The sequence below is a fragment of the Salmonella sp. SAL04202 genome, from assembly GCF_046550775.1.
Lineage (GTDB): Bacteria > Pseudomonadota > Gammaproteobacteria > Enterobacterales > Enterobacteriaceae > Salmonella > Salmonella enterica.
Window position 1 is genome coordinate 212,316 of the sequence record NZ_JBGDXK010000004.1, and the last position, 16,365, is coordinate 228,680.

The 16,365-nt window shown below is 53.9% G+C and carries 19 protein-coding genes; 7 read left to right on the plus strand and 12 right to left on the minus strand.

Annotated elements, in window-relative coordinates; genetic code table 11:
- Positions 1 to 42: 42 nt before the first annotated feature.
- Entirely contained in the window at positions 43 to 1,770 is a 1,728-nt protein-coding gene (gene ptsI / locus ACLJQJ_RS17255) for a phosphoenolpyruvate-protein phosphotransferase PtsI (protein WP_000623118.1), read from the plus strand.
- Positions 1,771 to 1,810: 40 nt separating this feature from the next.
- A complete protein-coding gene (crr, locus tag ACLJQJ_RS17260) occupies positions 1,811 to 2,320 on the plus strand; it encodes a PTS glucose transporter subunit IIA (protein ID WP_000522253.1) in 510 nt (169 codons plus the stop codon).
- Positions 2,321 to 2,469: 149 nt separating this feature from the next.
- Here the strand turns inward: crr and ACLJQJ_RS17265 are convergent, their stop codons facing one another.
- Together ACLJQJ_RS17265 and pdxK are read right to left on the minus strand one after the other, a co-directional pair.
- Positions 2,470 to 2,709, minus strand: coding sequence for a hypothetical protein (locus tag ACLJQJ_RS17265; protein WP_000844541.1), 240 nt, complete (start codon positions 2,707 to 2,709; stop codon positions 2,470 to 2,472).
- Positions 2,706 to 3,572, minus strand: coding sequence for a pyridoxine/pyridoxal/pyridoxamine kinase (gene pdxK / locus ACLJQJ_RS17270; protein WP_000529613.1), 867 nt, complete (start codon positions 3,570 to 3,572; stop codon positions 2,706 to 2,708). Before pdxK ends, ACLJQJ_RS17265 begins: the two co-directional genes overlap by 4 nt.
- Before the next feature lie 82 nt (positions 3,573 to 3,654).
- Between pdxK and ptsJ the strand changes: the two genes are divergently transcribed.
- The 4 genes from ptsJ to ACLJQJ_RS17290 are packed head-to-tail and all read left to right on the plus strand — an operon-like array spanning position 3,655 to position 6,672.
- Entirely contained in the window at positions 3,655 to 4,947 is a 1,293-nt protein-coding gene (gene ptsJ, locus ACLJQJ_RS17275) for a transcriptional regulator PtsJ (protein WP_063808900.1), read from the plus strand.
- A gap of 14 nt (positions 4,948 to 4,961) precedes the next feature.
- The gene (locus ACLJQJ_RS17280) at positions 4,962 to 5,681 is read left to right on the plus strand and encodes a GMP synthase (protein WP_001263750.1); all 720 of its coding nucleotides are present in this window, start codon (positions 4,962 to 4,964) and stop codon (positions 5,679 to 5,681) included.
- Positions 5,682 to 5,739: 58 nt separating this feature from the next.
- On the plus strand, positions 5,740 to 6,120 hold the full coding sequence (locus ACLJQJ_RS17285) for a YfeK family protein (RefSeq protein ID WP_000710729.1): 381 nt from the start codon (positions 5,740 to 5,742) through the stop codon (positions 6,118 to 6,120).
- 12 nt (positions 6,121 to 6,132) lie between these two features.
- On the plus strand, positions 6,133 to 6,672 hold the full coding sequence (locus ACLJQJ_RS17290) for a transglycosylase domain-containing protein (protein WP_063808899.1): 540 nt from the start codon (positions 6,133 to 6,135) through the stop codon (positions 6,670 to 6,672).
- Between the two features lie 130 nt (positions 6,673 to 6,802).
- Here ACLJQJ_RS17290 and cysM read toward each other — a convergent pair whose 3' ends face one another.
- The 10 genes from cysM to ACLJQJ_RS17340 all read right to left on the minus strand — a co-directional run bounded on the left by cysM (position 6,803) and on the right by ACLJQJ_RS17340 (position 15,282).
- On the minus strand, positions 6,803 to 7,714 hold the full coding sequence (gene cysM / locus ACLJQJ_RS17295) for a cysteine synthase CysM (protein ID WP_023231426.1): 912 nt from the start codon (positions 7,712 to 7,714) through the stop codon (positions 6,803 to 6,805).
- A gap of 67 nt (positions 7,715 to 7,781) precedes the next feature.
- The gene (gene cysA / locus ACLJQJ_RS17300; RefSeq protein ID WP_000021076.1) at positions 7,782 to 8,879 is read right to left on the minus strand and encodes a sulfate/thiosulfate ABC transporter ATP-binding protein CysA; all 1,098 of its coding nucleotides are present in this window, start codon (positions 8,877 to 8,879) and stop codon (positions 7,782 to 7,784) included.
- Entirely contained in the window at positions 8,869 to 9,744 is an 876-nt protein-coding gene (cysW, locus tag ACLJQJ_RS17305; RefSeq protein WP_063808898.1) for a sulfate/thiosulfate ABC transporter permease CysW, read from the minus strand. Before cysW ends, cysA begins: the two co-directional genes overlap by 11 nt.
- The gene (gene cysT, locus ACLJQJ_RS17310; RefSeq protein WP_000881745.1) at positions 9,744 to 10,577 is read right to left on the minus strand and encodes a sulfate/thiosulfate ABC transporter permease CysT; all 834 of its coding nucleotides are present in this window, start codon (positions 10,575 to 10,577) and stop codon (positions 9,744 to 9,746) included. Before cysT ends, cysW begins: the two co-directional genes overlap by 1 nt.
- Entirely contained in the window at positions 10,577 to 11,593 is a 1,017-nt protein-coding gene (gene cysP / locus ACLJQJ_RS17315; protein WP_000290273.1) for a thiosulfate/sulfate ABC transporter substrate-binding protein CysP, read from the minus strand. The genes cysT and cysP overlap by 1 nt, the downstream gene beginning before the upstream one ends.
- 157 nt (positions 11,594 to 11,750) lie before the next feature.
- Positions 11,751 to 12,542, minus strand: a complete 792-nt coding sequence (gene ucpA, locus ACLJQJ_RS17320; RefSeq protein WP_000517460.1) for an SDR family oxidoreductase UcpA — start codon at positions 12,540 to 12,542, stop codon at positions 11,751 to 11,753.
- Positions 12,543 to 12,789: 247 nt separating this feature from the next.
- Positions 12,790 to 13,689 (minus strand): porphyrinogen peroxidase, encoded by a 900-nt coding sequence (gene yfeX, locus ACLJQJ_RS17325; RefSeq protein WP_000084583.1) that lies wholly within the window; start codon positions 13,687 to 13,689, stop codon positions 12,790 to 12,792.
- Positions 13,690 to 13,783: 94 nt separating this feature from the next.
- On the minus strand, positions 13,784 to 14,359 hold the full coding sequence (locus ACLJQJ_RS17330; RefSeq protein WP_000838968.1) for an RpoE-regulated lipoprotein: 576 nt from the start codon (positions 14,357 to 14,359) through the stop codon (positions 13,784 to 13,786).
- A gap of 61 nt (positions 14,360 to 14,420) precedes the next feature.
- A complete protein-coding gene (locus ACLJQJ_RS17335) occupies positions 14,421 to 14,870 on the minus strand; it encodes a DUF2919 domain-containing protein (RefSeq protein WP_017441396.1) in 450 nt (149 codons plus the stop codon).
- Positions 14,857 to 15,282 (minus strand): GNAT family acetyltransferase, encoded by a 426-nt coding sequence (locus ACLJQJ_RS17340; RefSeq protein ID WP_000406008.1) that lies wholly within the window; start codon positions 15,280 to 15,282, stop codon positions 14,857 to 14,859. Before ACLJQJ_RS17340 ends, ACLJQJ_RS17335 begins: the two co-directional genes overlap by 14 nt.
- A 212-nt stretch (positions 15,283 to 15,494) precedes the next feature.
- Between ACLJQJ_RS17340 and amiA the strand changes: the two genes are divergently transcribed.
- Entirely contained in the window at positions 15,495 to 16,364 is an 870-nt protein-coding gene (gene amiA / locus ACLJQJ_RS17345) for an N-acetylmuramoyl-L-alanine amidase AmiA (RefSeq protein WP_000102880.1), read from the plus strand.
- Position 16,365 lies beyond the last annotated feature (1 nt).

The following is a 16,365-nucleotide window of genomic DNA, read 5'->3' on the forward strand; positions in this document are numbered from 1 at the left end:
TTCCGGGTTCTTTTAAAAATCAGTCACAAGTAAGGTAGGGTTATGATTTCAGGCATTTTAGCATCCCCGGGTATCGCTTTCGGCAAAGCACTGCTGCTGAAAGAAGACGAAATCGTCATTGACCGGAAAAAAATTTCTGCCGACAAGGTTGATCAGGAAGTTGAACGTTTTCTGAGCGGTCGTGCCAAGGCATCTGCGCAACTGGAAGCGATCAAGACAAAAGCTGGTGAAACGTTCGGTGAAGAAAAAGAAGCCATCTTTGAAGGGCATATTATGCTGCTCGAAGATGAGGAGCTGGAGCAGGAAATCATAGCCCTGATTAAAGATAAGCACATGACGGCTGACGCAGCCGCGCATGAAGTTATCGAAGGTCAGGCCACTGCCCTGGAAGAACTGGATGACGAATACCTGAAAGAGCGCGCGGCTGACGTACGTGATATCGGTAAGCGCCTGTTGCGTAACATCCTGGGTCTGGCCATTATCGATCTGAGCGCGATTCAGGAAGAAGTTATCCTGGTTGCCGCTGACCTGACGCCGTCAGAAACCGCACAGCTGAACCTGCAGAAAGTGCTGGGCTTCATCACCGACGCGGGCGGACGCACGTCTCATACCTCCATCATGGCGCGTTCTCTGGAACTGCCAGCGATCGTAGGTACCGGTAGCGTCACCTCTCAGGTGAAAAACGGCGACTATCTGATTCTGGATGCCGTAAACAACCAGGTTTACGTCAACCCGACCAACGATGTTATTGAGCAACTGCGCGCCGTCCAGGAGCAGGTTGCGACCGAGAAAGCGGAACTCGCAAAACTGAAAGATCTGCCGGCAATCACGCTGGATGGACATCAGGTCGAAGTTTGCGCCAACATAGGTACCGTTCGTGACGTTGAAGGCGCTGAGCGCAACGGCGCGGAAGGCGTTGGTCTGTATCGTACTGAATTCCTGTTCATGGATCGCGACGCGCTGCCGACAGAAGAAGAGCAGTTTGCCGCCTATAAAGCGGTCGCTGAAGCGTGCGGCTCGCAGGCGGTTATCGTCCGTACCATGGACATTGGCGGCGACAAAGAGCTGCCGTACATGAACTTCCCGAAAGAAGAGAACCCGTTCCTGGGCTGGCGCGCCGTGCGTATCGCCATGGATCGCAAAGAGATCCTGCGTGACCAGGTTCGCGCGATTCTGCGTGCCTCCGCTTTCGGTAAATTGCGCATTATGTTCCCGATGATCATCTCTGTTGAAGAAGTTCGCGCGCTGCGCAAAGAGATTGAAATCTACAAACAGGAACTGCGTGACGAAGGTAAAGCATTTGACGAAAGCATTGAGATTGGCGTGATGGTGGAAACACCGGCTGCGGCGACAATTGCGCGTCATTTAGCCAAAGAAGTTGATTTCTTTAGTATCGGCACCAATGATTTAACGCAGTACACCCTGGCAGTTGACCGTGGTAATGATATGATTTCACACCTTTACCAGCCAATGTCACCGTCCGTACTGAACTTGATCAAGCAAGTTATTGATGCTTCTCATGCAGAAGGTAAATGGACTGGCATGTGTGGTGAGCTTGCAGGCGACGAACGTGCTACACTTCTGTTGCTGGGGATGGGTCTGGACGAATTCTCTATGAGCGCCATTTCTATCCCGCGCATTAAGAAGATTATCCGTAACACGAACTTCGAAGATGCGAAGGTGTTAGCAGAGCAGGCTCTTGCTCAACCGACAACGGACGAGTTAATGACGCTGGTTAACAAGTTCATTGAAGAAAAAACAATCTGCTAATCCACGAGATGCGGCCCAATTTACTGCTTAGGAGAAGATCATGGGTTTGTTCGATAAACTAAAATCTCTGGTTTCTGATGATAAGAAAGACACCGGAACTATTGAGATTGTTGCTCCGCTCTCTGGCGAGATCGTCAACATCGAAGACGTGCCGGATGTAGTTTTTGCTGAAAAAATCGTTGGTGATGGCATCGCTATCAAACCAACCGGTAACAAAATGGTCGCCCCTGTTGACGGTACCATCGGCAAAATCTTTGAAACCAACCATGCGTTCTCTATCGAATCCGATAGCGGCATTGAGCTGTTCGTTCACTTCGGTATCGACACCGTTGAGCTGAAAGGCGAAGGCTTCAAGCGTATTGCTGAAGAAGGTCAGCGCGTGAAAGTTGGCGATCCGGTCATCGAGTTCGATCTGCCGTTGCTGGAAGAAAAAGCCAAGTCTACCCTGACTCCGGTTGTTATCTCCAACATGGATGAAATCAAAGAACTGATCAAACTGTCCGGTAGCGTGACCGTGGGTGAAACTCCGGTTATCCGCATTAAGAAGTAATTCTTGCCGCAGTGAAGAATGGCGCCTTTGGGCGCCATTTTTTTTGCCTGTACTTGCGCCGCCATCCGGCGATGGTGCAGCGCACTGCCTGATGGCGCTACGCTTATCAGGCCTACAAGGTTGCGAACATTTCAGCGCCAATCCACGGGTTACAACTGCGAGGTCACCGGGCGAAAGCACTTCTCGCGCATCAGGATCTTCATCCCATCCGGGCCACTCTCCAGCATCCTGCGTTCGGAATCGGACACTTGCAACTCGCACTGATAGCCGCCAGTGATGCCAAACATCGCCCGCGCCACGCAGATATCTTCCAGCGCGTCCAGCCCGCTCGTTTCAAAATGCCCCACGATACGTCCCTGCTGGCGAACTACCAGCCGATAACTCTTCATCGCGCCTCCCCTGCCGGCGGCAGAATTAACTCATCACAGCCACACTGCTGTGTCCAGGTCATCACCTCCAGCACGCGCTGCGCCGCATCTTTTGCCGCGGTCGTCAGTTTTTTTCCCTGCACAATACCGCTGACCAGCTCGGCGCAGAAGAGATCTCCCGTCCCTTTTAACTCCGTCGCCACCCGCGGATGGGCAAAGACCTCCACGACCTGCGCGGTAACGACGGCAACCGTTATGGTCTCCAAAGATTCGCCCGGCGCGCTGGTGATAACCACCCATTTCAGCGTATCGGAAAGCAGAGATTGCGCCGCCGCCACCGCCTCTTCCAGCGTGCGACACGGTTTACCACTCAGCATCTCCAGCTCAAATACGTTCGGCGTTAGCCCCTGCGCCTGCGGCAGTAAATGCGTGCGATAAGCCTGCGGAATTTCCGCCTGCACATACATTCCACTGTCGGTATCGCCAATGACCGGATCAACAAGAATACACACCTCCGGATGCGAAGCCCGGATCGCCATTAGCCACTTCGAAAGCAAGACAATTTGGTCTGCGCTGCCCATGTAACCGGTGGTAATCGCTTTTAATTCACGTAACGCATCGCGCTCATTCAACGCCGTAAGGTAGCCTGCAAACCACTCGGCGGGAATAATGCCGCCATAAAAGGTTTTATAGTGCGGCGTATTGCTGAATAGCACCGTCGGGACCGCCGTCACGCGTAATCCCTGCGCTTTAATGGCCGGAACAGCGATGCTGTTGCCTACGCTGCCGTACACGACCTGTGACTGGACGGCGACGATATCGGTCTGTAACGCCCGATGGTTGTCGTCGAAGAGCACTGACTGAATATCACTCTCTTGTCCCATAAAATTTTCCTCTCGCTGGACAGCAGGCTACCGCCTCATTATCATTGTCATATGCTAAAATTCATTTTGTCATAGGTCAATAATGATCGACGGAAAAACCGCTAACGAAATTTTTGACAGTATCCGTCAACACATTATCGCCGGCACGTTACGGGCGGAGGATTCGCTCCCGCCGGTACGGGAGCTGGCAAGCGAATTAAAGGTGAACCGCAATACCGTCGCAGCGGCGTATAAACGGCTGATAATGGCGGGACTGGCGCAAAGTTTAGGCCGCAATGGGACGGTGATTAAAGGCAGTCCGTCTCCCGTAGCGCTGGAAGGCGGCGATCCACATACGCCTCTGCACGACCTTTCCGGCGGCAATCCCGATCCGCAGCGTCTGCCTGACCTTAGCCGTTATTTTGCCCGTCTCAGCCGCACGCCGCATCTCTACGGCGATGCGCCCGTTTCCCCTGAACTACACGCCTGGGCGGCGCGCTGGCTACGAGATGCCACCCCCGTCGCAGGCGAAATTGATATCACCAGCGGAGCTATCGACGCTATCGAAAGACTGCTTTGCGCGCATCTGCTGCCGGGCGACAGCGTCGCGGTGGAAGATCCCTGTTTTTTAAGCAGTATCAATATGCTGCGCTATGCCGGTTTTAGCGCCAGCCCGGTCAGCGTAGATAGCGAAGGAATGCAGCCTGAAAAGCTGGAACAGGCGCTAAATCAGGGCGCGCGGGCAGTGATCTTAACGCCGCGCGCGCACAACCCTACCGGCTGTAGCCTGAGCGCTCGCCGTGCCGCTGCGCTGCAAAATATACTGGCGCGTTACCCTCAGGTAGTGGTCATTATCGACGATCACTTCGCTCTACTTTCTTCGTCGCCCTGGCAGCCGGTTATTGCGCAGACAACGCAACACTGGGCGGTGATACGCTCCGTTTCCAAAACCCTCGGCCCCGATTTACGTCTTGCTATTGTCGCCAGCGACAGCGCGACCTCGGCAAAACTTCGGCTGCGGCTAAATGCCGGTAGTCAGTGGGTCAGCCATCTGTTACAGGATCTGGTCTACGCCTGCCTGACCGACCCTGAGTATCAGCACAGGCTGGCGCAAACGCGGCTGTTTTACGCCGCCCGGCAACAAAAACTGGCCCGCGCCCTACAGCAATATGGCATCGCCATTTCTCCCGGCGACGGCGTGAATGCCTGGCTCCCGCTGGACACCCATAGCCAGGCTACCGCGTTTACGCTGGCAAAATCCGGCTGGCTGGTACGTGAGGGAGAAGCCTTTGGCGTAAGCGCGCCGTCTCACGGTCTACGTATCACGCTGTCGACATTAAATGACAGCGAGATCAACACGCTGGCGGCTGATATCCATCAGGCGCTAAATCGCTAACAGGAGAAAATAACGTGCGAGTTCATTTTGTTGTCCATGAGTCGTTTGAATCCGCTGGCGCTTATCTGAAATGGGCTGAAGATCGCGGTTATACCATTTCATGGTCGCGCGTCTATGCCGGAGAAGCGCTACCGCCCAATGCCGATGAGTTCGATATGCTTGTGGTATTTGGCGGTCCGCAGTCGCCGCGCACCACCCGCGAAGAGTGCCCGTACTTTGACTCTCGCGCCGAACAGCACTTAATTAATCAGGCGATTACGGCCCGGCGAATGGTTATCGGCATTTGTCTTGGTTCGCAGCTCATTGGCGAGGCGCTGGGCGCCGCTGTGTGCCAAAGTCCGGAAAAAGAGATTGGTCACTACCCTATTACGCTCACTGAAGCCGGTCTGCGGCATCCGCTTATCGCCCACTTTGGCTCCCCGTTAACCGTCGGCCACTGGCACAACGATATGCCAGGACTCACCGATCAGGCGACCGTGCTGGCTGAAAGTGCCGGCTGTCCACGTCAGATAGTGCAGTACGGCAATTTTGTCTACGGCTTCCAGTGTCATATGGAATTTACCGTCGAGGCGGTTGAAGGATTAATCCAACATTCGCAGCAGGAGCTGGCCGACGCGCAAGGGAAGCGTTTTATCCGCTCGGTTGCCGAGATGCGCGCATGGGATTACCAGCAAATGAATGAAAAGCTGTGGCGTTTTCTGGATGAACTCACGCTGGCGCACTCACAGAAATAACCCCACCAGGAGTGCAACTTATTACCCGGCTAACGGTCTGAGGTGCAGTGATTATCGCATGAAAAAGGATTTTACCATGAAGAAAATTGTCTGCGCCGTCGTTGCGCTCCTGCTGACTCTACCCGCCTGGGCGAAGCTAAACGCCCATGAAGAAGCGCGCATTAACGCCATGCTTAATGCGCTGGCGCAGAAAAAGGATCTGACATTCGTTCGTAACGGTGATGCGCATAACTGCGAGGAAGCCGTATCGCACCTGCGCTTAAAACTGGGCAACACGCGCAATCGTATCGACACCGCCGAACAGTTTATCGATAAAGTCGCGTCGTCGTCGTCCATCACCGGAAAACCCTATATCGTTAAAATTCCCGGTAAAGCGGATGAAAACGCGCAGCCTTATTTACATGCGCTTATTGCGGAAACGGATAAGAATGTTGAGTAAGAAAAAATCATAATGCCAGGCGTGCTACTGTGGTTTTTTAAAGGCGTTATCGCGCTTCTGTTAGCGTTTGCTGTAGGGTTAACCGTTTACTATTATCTGGAAATTCGTCCCATAGCCCAGACCGCATTACAGAGCGCCTCTTTCTGGTTGTCCGAATTGCCGCAGACGCGTTTTTTGCGCCGCGCTGCGACCAAAATACATCCCAAATCTTATACTGCCAGATTGCTCTATACCCAAGCCGGCGTGGATGGGCATTTCAGGACCGCGATCTGGGTGTTCTGGTTGGACAGCCTGTACCGCGACGACGAGCTGTATGCCATGATGCTGGCGCAAGCGTATTATGGCCGGGATTCGCAGGGTAACGCGGTTTACGGTACGAAAAATGCGGCGTTAACGTTATTTCACGTACCAGTGACAGAGATGACCTGCCAGCAACAAGTACAACTGATTTATATGTTTAAAGCGCCGTCACTTTACCGGCCTGGTTCAGCCAGGCTGGTAGAAAGCAGCAAGCATTACATGACGCTTTGCCAGGAACAAATACAACAATAAGAACAACAGACGAGCTTTTATTATAAAAGGCGGCGGTAATGCGCTGGCGCACACGGGAAATCGGCAGGATATTCCCGCTTGTCAAAGGCTCCGTTGCCTGTGTTTATCCCAATCAGCTGAACCCATTAGTTTAAATCCCTGCCCCCTGGCTGAAATGCTCTTCACCAAACACGCCGGTAGACAAGTAACGGTCGCCGCGATCGCAGATGATCGCCACCACTATCGCGCCGGGCGTGGCACGTGCGACGCGTAACGCGCCCGCTACCGCGCCGCCGGAACTCACGCCGCAGAAAATGCCTTCACGAACGGCCAGTTTACGCATGGTGTTTTCGGCATCATTCTGGTGAATATCCAGCACCTCATCTACCAGCGAGGCGTTAAAAATGCCCGGCATATATTCCGCAGGCCAGCGGCGAATGCCCGGAATACTGCTGCCCTCTTCCGGCTGCAGGCCAACGATGGTGACCGGTTTTTCCTGCTCGCGCAGAAAACGCGACACGCCGGTAATGGTGCCGGTAGTGCCCATGCTGGAGACAAAATGGGTGATACGCCCTTCGGTTTGCTGCCAGATTTCCGGGCCGGTGGTGGTGTAGTGGGCATACGGGTTATCGGGGTTGTTAAACTGATCGAGCAGTTTGCCCTCGCCTCGTTCAGACATAGCGAGCGCTAAATCGCGCGCCCCTTCCATTCCCTGCTCTTTAGTGACCAGAATCAGTTCCGCGCCATAGGCCCGCATTGCCGCCCGACGCTCCTGACTCATGTTGTCTGGCATCAACAGCTTCATGCGATAACCTTTCAGCGCGGCGATCATCGCCAGCGCAATGCCAGTGTTGCCGCTGGTCGCTTCAATCAGGACATCGCCCGGTTTAATTTCCCCGCGCTTTTCCGCCTCGACAATCATCGATAGCGCCGCGCGATCTTTCACCGATCCTGCCGGATTATTGCCTTCCAGCTTGACCCAGATTTCACTGCCGTTATCCGGCCCCAGCCGTTGTAATTTGACCAGCGGCGTATTGCCGATGGTTTGTTCTAATGTATTCACGTTTTCAGCTCGTAAAAAAGCCCGGTATGCGTAGCGCCACCGGGCGATAACTATACAAATTAACCTATCAGGCCGATTGCGCCAGAGCAAGTTCCTCTTCACGCGTTTCAATACGCTGGTCGCCGTTATACAGACGCGCTTTTTGCAGTCCAACAAACAAACGCTCGCCGCGAACCGGAACATCCTCACCCGCCATCACCACCGTCAGCGGATCGTGATACCACCCCAGCGGCTGCACCACTAGCTGTGTATAGTGACCTTTCGGGCTGGCCTCAATGACCTGTACTGGTAGCGGAGAATCCAGGCTGGTGCGGCGGCTAATATCCACCTCCCACGGACGCAGGAACAGATCGACCGGCCCCTGGTACGCGGGCGTATAACCCAGCGGCCAGCGATGCGCGCCAACGTGAAACTGCCCGCCGCGGACGGTGCCTGTCAGGCGGTTCACCTCGCCCATAAACTCCAGTACGAAGCGGGTTGCCGGTTCACGCCACACCCGATCCGGCGCGTCAGCCTGTTCGATATTGCCCTGACTCATTACCACCACCCGATCCGCCACTTCCGTCGCTTCTTCCTGATCGTGGGTGACAAAGACGCTGGTGAATTTCAGTTCTTCATGTAGCTGGCGCAACCAGCGACGTAACTCTTTACGTACCTGGGCATCCAGCGCGCCAAACGGTTCATCCAGCAGTAGGATTTGCGGTTCCACGGCAAGCGCGCGCGCCAGCGCCACGCGCTGTTTTTGTCCGCCGGAAAGCTGGGCGGGGAAGCGATCCGCGAGGTGCGCCAGTTGCACCATCTCCAGCAATTGCGTCACTTTCGTTTTAATCGCCGCCGCAGTTGGGCGGTCGCGTCGCGGCAGCACCGTCAGGCCAAAAGCGATGTTGTCAAACACCGTCATATGGCGAAACAGCGCATAGTGCTGAAACACAAAACCGACTTTACGCTCACGCGCGTGCAGGCGGCTAACGTCCGTACCGTGGAAACGAATATGGCCGCTGGACTGATGTTCCAGCCCGGCAATAATGCGCAGCAGCGTCGTTTTGCCGGAACCTGACGGCCCCAACAAGGCAACCATCTGGCCGGAAGGAATATCCAGCGAGATATCATTCAGTACCTGAGTGCGACCAAAGGATTTCTTAATTCTGGCGATCTCAATGCTCATGATTTTCCTCCTGTTGCGCGCGTTTTTCCTGATTCTCCAGACGCCATTGCAACATGCTCTTCAAAAACAGGGTAATAATCGCCATTAGCGTCAACAATGCGGCGGCGGTAAAGGAGCCGACGGTGTTGTAGTCCTGCTCCAGTAATTCAATCTGTAACGGTAGCGATAACGTTTCGCCGCGAATCGAGCCGGACACCACCGACACCGCGCCGAATTCGCCTATCGCACGGGCATTGGTCAGCACCACGCCATACAGCAACGCCCAACGGATATTCGGCAGCGTGACGCGGCGGAACATCTGCCAGCCGGAGGCACCAAGCAAAATCGCCGCTTCGTCTTCATTGCTGCCCTGACTTAACATTACCGGCACCAGTTCGCGCACCACAAACGGACAGGTCACAAACACTGTCACCAGCACCATCCCCGGCCAGGAGAACATAATTTGCAGGTTGTGTTCATCCAGCCAATCACCCAGCGGGCCGTTAGAACCGTAAAACAACAGATAGATCAGACCTGCGACCACCGGCGAGACGGCAAACGGAATATCCAGCAGCGTCAGCAGCAGTTGGCGTCCGGGGAAGTTGAAGCGAGTCACCAGCCAGGCCAGCAATACGCCAAACACCAGATTCACCGGCACTGCGATCAAGGCAATCAACACCGTCAGCCAGATGGCGTGCAGCATGTCCGGATCGGCCAGATTTTGCAGTACCGGCATTAACCCTTTGCTGAACGCCTGCACGAAGATGTAAATCATCGGCACCAGCAGGATAAACGCCGAAACCAGCATCCCGACGCCAATCAGAAACCATTTTCCCCAGTTAATGCGGGGGACGTCGTATCGCTTCAATTGAGTCACTTCCGCCATTAATGACCTACCACACGTCGACCAAAGCGACTTTGCAAGGTATTGATAGAGAACAGCAGCAGCAAGGATGCCGCAAGGATCACCGAGGCAATGGCGCTAGCGGCCGGGTAATCAAACTCCTGCAAGCGCACAAAAATCATCAGCGAGGTCACTTCTGTTTTCCAGGCGATATTTCCGGCGATAAAAATCACCGCGCCAAACTCGCCCAGACTACGGGTAAAAGAGAGCGCCACGCCGGCAATCAGCGCAGGCGACAGCTCAGGCAGCACGACTTTGCGAAAACTTTGCAGGCGGGTGGCCCCCAGCGTTTGCGCCGCTTCTTCATATTCCGGCCCCAGCTCTTCCAGTACCGGCTGGACGGTGCGCACCACAAATGGAATACTGGTAAAGGCCATCGCCACCGCAATACCGAGCCAGGTATAGGTCACTTTGATATCAAACTGCGCGAGAAACTGACCGTAGAAACCGTTCACTGAGAACAGCGAGGCCAGCGTCAGACCCGCCACCGCTGTCGGCAGCGCAAACGGCAGATCCATCAGCGCATCCAGCAACGTGCGCCCTGGAAAACGGTAGCGGGTTAAAATCCACGCCATCAGCAGGCCAAACACGCCATTAAAAATCGACGCTACAAATGCCGCCAGTAGCGTCACTTTATAGGCAGCCACCACCTGAGGGTTGGTCACGACATCCCAGTATTGCGCCCAGCTCATCTGTGAGAGCTGCATCACCAGCGCGCTCAACGGCAACAGCAGGATCAGGCAGACAAACAGCAAACTGGTGCCGAGGCTTAACGTAAAGCCGGGCAGCACGCGTCGGGAAGAAACGGCAAGCATTACTTACGCCCCGCCGCCAACAGTTTGTCCAGCTCGCCGCCGCTGGCAAAGTGCGTTTTCATCACCTCAGGCCAGGAACCAAACTTGTCTTCCACGCGGAACAGTTCGGTCTGCGGGAATTTATCTGCTTGCTTGCCCATGATTTCCGGGTTATTCACGCGGTAGTAGTAATGGGTGATGATGGTCTGCGCCTGCGGGCTATACAGCCAGTTCAGGTAAGCTTTGGCGGCTTTTTCTGTGCCGTTGGCCTGCACGTTTTTATCTACCCAGGCAACCGGGAATTCAGCAAGAATGTTCGTTTTCGGGATCACCACTTCAAATCCCTGGGCTTCATATTGTTTGCGGATGTTGTTCACTTCCGATTCAAAACTAATCAGCACATCGCCCAGACCACGCTCGGCAAAGGTAGTCGTAGCGCCGCGACCGCCGGTATCAAACACTTCGACGTTTTTCAGGAACTGGGTCATAAACTGTTCGGTTTTGGCTTTATCGCCGCCGTCCGCGTTATCCGCCGCGCCCCATGCCGCCAGATACGTATAGCGGGCGTTGCCGGAGGTTTTCGGGTTAGGGAAAATCAGCTTCACGTCGGAACGTACAAGATCGCTCCAGTCATGAATATTTTTCGGGTTCCCCTTGCGCACCAGGAAGCCCATCGTGGAATAGAATGGCGAACTGTTGTTCGGCAGACGGCTTTGCCAGTCGGCAGGGATCAGTTTGCCTTTATCATGGAGAATCTGTACGTCGGTCACCTGATTGTAGGTCACGACGTCTGCCTTCAGACCCTGCAAAATCGCCAGCGCCTGTTTTGATGACCCGGCATGAGACTGCTTAATCGTCAGCTTATCGCCGCCGTTATCCTTCGCCCATTGTTGCTCAAACGGCGGGTTAAGGGCGGCAAACAGCTCGCGGGAGACATCGTATGAGCTGTTCAGCAGCTCCGTTGCCTGCGCCTGCCCTGCCAGTAACAGCATTGCTGCCAGCGTCAGGGGTCTCTTTTTCAGTAAGTTAACGGCCATTGCGCACCCTTATAAATTTAATGACTTTCTTATGGTCATCATATTTATAACCAGCGCTAAAGGAGTAACGGTTTTATATACCGTTTGATGATTTGAAAGTTGAAAAGGGAATAAGAGAATCCCTCCCCACGCGGCGCGGGGAGGAGACCGGCATCAATCAGACGCCTACGCTTACGCTTTCAGGCAGGGTACTGCCGCCATCAATGACGTTTTGCGTTCCGGTAAGATAGCTGGACTCATCGGAAGCCAGAAATGCCGCCAGTTCCCCTACTTCCAGCGGATCGGCAAGACGGCGTAGCGGAATGGCTTTTGCCATTTCCGTTAATACCGATTCCGGATCGTCAGGGTTAGACTGACGGGCAATGCTTTCCGCCATCGGCGTTCTTACATAACCGGGGCAAATGGCATTCACGCGAATACCAGACTGCGCATATTCTACCGCCAGCGATTTGGTTAAACCGACAATGGCGGCTTTTGACAGCGCATAGGCCGTTTCACCCGGGTCCGCCACCATATCTCCCGTAACGGAAGACATCATCACAATGCGGCCATCTTTACGTTTAATCATCTCCGGCAGGACGGCTTTGGTGACGTTCCAGACACCTTTAATATTAATATCAATGTGGAAATCGCGATCTTCTTCACTCATATCGAGGAAATTGCCCAGACGGCACACGCCAGCGTTATTCACCAAAATATCAATTCTACCTTCAGTCTCTTTGGCGCGCGCAACCGCCGCCTGCACCGAAGCAAAATCTCTGACGTCAGCCTTAACGGCAGTACAGCGATGTCCGCGCCCGCCCAGCTCATCCGCCAGCTTTTCAATCTCATCGGAGATATCCAGCAAGATTAAGTTCGCGCCGTGGCGTGCGAATACGCGAGCGATCCCTTCGCCAATGCCCTGCGATGCGCCCGTAATCAATGCTGTCTTGCCCGTGAGTTTACCCATTTTCAATGTCTCCTTTTGAATATGGAGTCTTACACTCCATTAACACTGAAAATACAGTAATAACAAATAAGTGCTGAGGAATAGCTCACTAATTCAGGTAAATATTAGGTAAAAAAATCCCCGCGGAGGCGGGGATGGGCATTTTCATGCTGTTTCATGCTGTTCTGCCTGATGGCGCGGCGCTTATCAGGCCTACCAATCGTAGGTCGAATAAAGCGTTTGCGCTGCCATCCGACAGGGTTTTACCTTATAGCGCTAACAGGCGATCCAGCGACGGCGCAAAATAGTAGCCGCCAGTCACCGGTTTGGTGAAGCGCAGCATTGCGTCGCGTTTACCGTCGGTATCGCCGAACATACTCAGAAGCTGCTGTTCGATATTGTGCAGGCGTGCGCAGTAAGCGCAGAAATAGAGACCATGAGTACCGCTGGCGGTGCCGTATGGCAGGCTCTGACGCACAATCTTCAGCCCTTTGCCATCTTCTTTGAGATCGACGCGGCTCAGGTGAGATGTTGCCGGACGCGCATCGCCGTCAATCTCTTCATTGGCTTCTTTGGTACGCCCGATCATCATCTCCTGATCGTGAATACTCATCCGGTTAAGTTGCTTGAGATTGTGTTCCCAACGCTGCACGAACACATAACTGCCGCCGGCATCCACGCCATCTTTGATCACCGCCACTTCACGACGCGTCTCTTCGCCCGCCGGGTTCTCTGTCCCGTCGACAAAGCCGCTCAGATCGCGTTCTTCCACCCAACGGAAGCCGTGAACTTCTTCTTTCACGTCGATACAGTCGCCGAAGGCTTCCATCGCCGCCTGGGCAACAGAAAAATTCACATCGTGGCGCAGGGAAAGGATATGGATCAGCACGTCATACTGCGTGGCCGGCGCCAGCCCTTTACCATAAGGAATAAAATCTTTCAGTTCTTCCGCCCCGACGCCGCCGCTCAGAGCGCGCCAGGTGTTGTTGCCAAACGCCACAACGGCCCCAAGATGGGCGTCCGGAAATTTGACTTCGAAGGTCGCCAGTTTATCGGCAAATGTTCTGCTGGCCGCGCGCAGGGCGTCCAGGTCGCCTTTCACATTGGCTTCAATCCAAATTGCCGCACGGCAATGTTCCGGCAAAATGCCACTTTGAACCTGAGACATGATTCCTCCTGAAAATGAGAATGCCACGCAGTCGTGGCATTAATGGAGGTTATTTTACCTTGTTTTTAAGCGAAGCGGTTTGTTCAGGCGCAAATTAACGACGCCAGATAATTTTGCGCACGTCCCAGTTTTTTAAGACGTCATCAGGAGGCATTAAGCCTTCCGGTCCGCTCCACTCGCCGGAGAAAACATAGCTAATATGCTGACTTCCCTCGGCTTTACATTCGACGCTGGTATGGCTATCGCTGGAAACCGGCTCGCAGTGACCAAAAGCTTTGCTGTAAAGGTCGCTAAACGGCGTACCGATTTTGCCCCCCGCGGCAGTTGGGATATCGCTGTCCAGCACATCAATACGGCTCACGGTTCCCTGCTCGCCGTTGATCACCATCGCGACATTGTCGCCCTTCATCGCTTCGAAAAAGCGCACCACGTTGCCGTTATCGGTTTTCATACCGCTACGCAGGCGATAATCGCCATCTAATGCCTCTGCAATAGCCGGCTCTTCCAGCGGCGTGGCGGCGGTCAGCGCTCCCACGCCTTGCTCAGTGACTTCTGTCGAGGAACCAAACCAGTTCCATGGATTTGCGGCAGACCAGTTGACCGAGGAGAGCGTCGAGCAGCCGGTCAGCGCCAGCGGCAGTGCGAGTAAAGTCAAACGCAGCGATTTCATCTCACTTCCTTTCTTTTATTAATTAACGTTGGTTGGAGTGCGGGTTCGCCAAAAAGTGCCGTTATTCTTTCTCAAAGGAAAAACAGGCACGCAAACGTTGATTGGTTAACAGCCAGATCAGCGCGACGATGTCCGCCAGCAGCAGCGCCAGCCCGACGCCGTTGACCGGGTCGCCACCCAGCCACATCACCGGCAGCCAGCACAACGACACCAGTTGAGCAAGGATCAGGAGTCCGCGCAGCCAGCGCCACACACCAGGAACCGCTTCACGCCGCCCGCTGAGTAAAAATGCCACTACCGCCGGAACGCCGGGCAACAGCCCCAGCCAAAAATTATCATGGTCGGGATAAAAAAAGTTTAACAAAGTATTACCCTGTCCACGGGATGAACCGGCAATGACAAAGAGTACCCAGGCGCGCGCCTGAAGTAGCAGTACGCACCAGAACAGAAACGGCAGGCGTAAACGTCCGTGTACATCATAATCGGCTGGATGAAACTCAGTACTCTTCATCTTCAATCAGGCGTTTACCCAAACTTAGGGCGTCAGAATGCTCATACCCCAGACGTTCATACATGCCCAGCACAACATCGTTATCATCGCGCACCATAATTTGGATTTTCGGACACCCGCGGGCGATGAGTTTTTTTTCCAGCCGGTTAAGCAACGCATTCGCAATGCCGCGCCCGCGGAACTCCGGGTGAACGCCCAGGTAATACGCCGAGCCGCGATGCCCGTCATAACCGCCCATTACCGTACCGACGACTTCGCCGCTAACTTCCGCAACGAGGAACAAGCTGACATCGTGATTCACCTTGCGTTCAATATCCATTTCAGGATCGTTCCATGGACGCAGCAGGTCGCAACGCTCCCAGAGGGTAATCACCTCTTCGAAATCTTCCTGGCGAAAAACGCGTATTTCCATGGTATTCGTTGCCTTTTCGGGTGGAAAAACCAAGATTATGGCGCAAACATCTGATTCAGCCAATATCTGACGCGATGTAGCGGAAAAAATGGCATAATGGCGATGTGTCACGTATTGAAATGAAAAGTAAAACAATTCTCATCACCAACCGTCGTAACGGATTACGCGATACGATATAACATCTTGAACTTAATTTTCACAACTCAGGCCGTATGAGCACTTTTAAACTCCTAAAAACTCTCACTTCGCGCCGCCAGGTACTCAAAACAGGTCTGGCGGCCCTGACGCTGTCAGGTATGTCGCACGCAATAGCCAAAGAAGAAACGCTAAAAACCAGTAATGGTCACAGCAAACCCAAAACCAAAAAAACCGGCAGTAAACGGCTGGTGATGCTCGACCCCGGACACGGCGGCATCGATACCGGCGCGATTGGCCGCAACGGTTCTCAGGAAAAACACGTCGTGCTGGCAATTGCCAAAAACGTACGCGCTATTTTGCGAAATCACGGAATCGATGCGCGTTTAACCCGGACAGGGGATACCTTTATTCCGCTGTACGATCGGGTGGAAATCGCCCATAAGCACGGCGCGGATCTGTTTATGTCCATTCATGCCGATGGTTTTACCAACCCGAAAGCGGCGGGCGCTTCCGTTTTTGCGCTTTCCAACCGCGGGGCCAGTAGCGCCATGGCGAAGTATCTCTCCGAGCGTGAAAACCGCGCGGACGAAGTGGCGGGTAAAAAAGCCACTGACCGGGATCATCTATTACAACAAGTTTTGTTTGATCTGGTGCAAACCGATACGATTAAAAACAGTCTGACGCTGGGTTCGCATATTCTCAAGAAAATCAAACCCATACATAAATTACACAGCCGCACTACCGAACAAGCGGCTTTCGTGGTGCTAAAATCACCGTCAATTCCGTCGGTACTGGTCGAAACCTCGTTTATTACCAATCCGGAAGAAGAACGCCTGCTGGGCACGACGGCGTTTCGCCAGAAAATCGCTACGGCGATCGCCAACGGCATCATCAGTTATTTTCACTGGTTTGATAATCAGAAAGCACACACGAAGAAACGGTAAT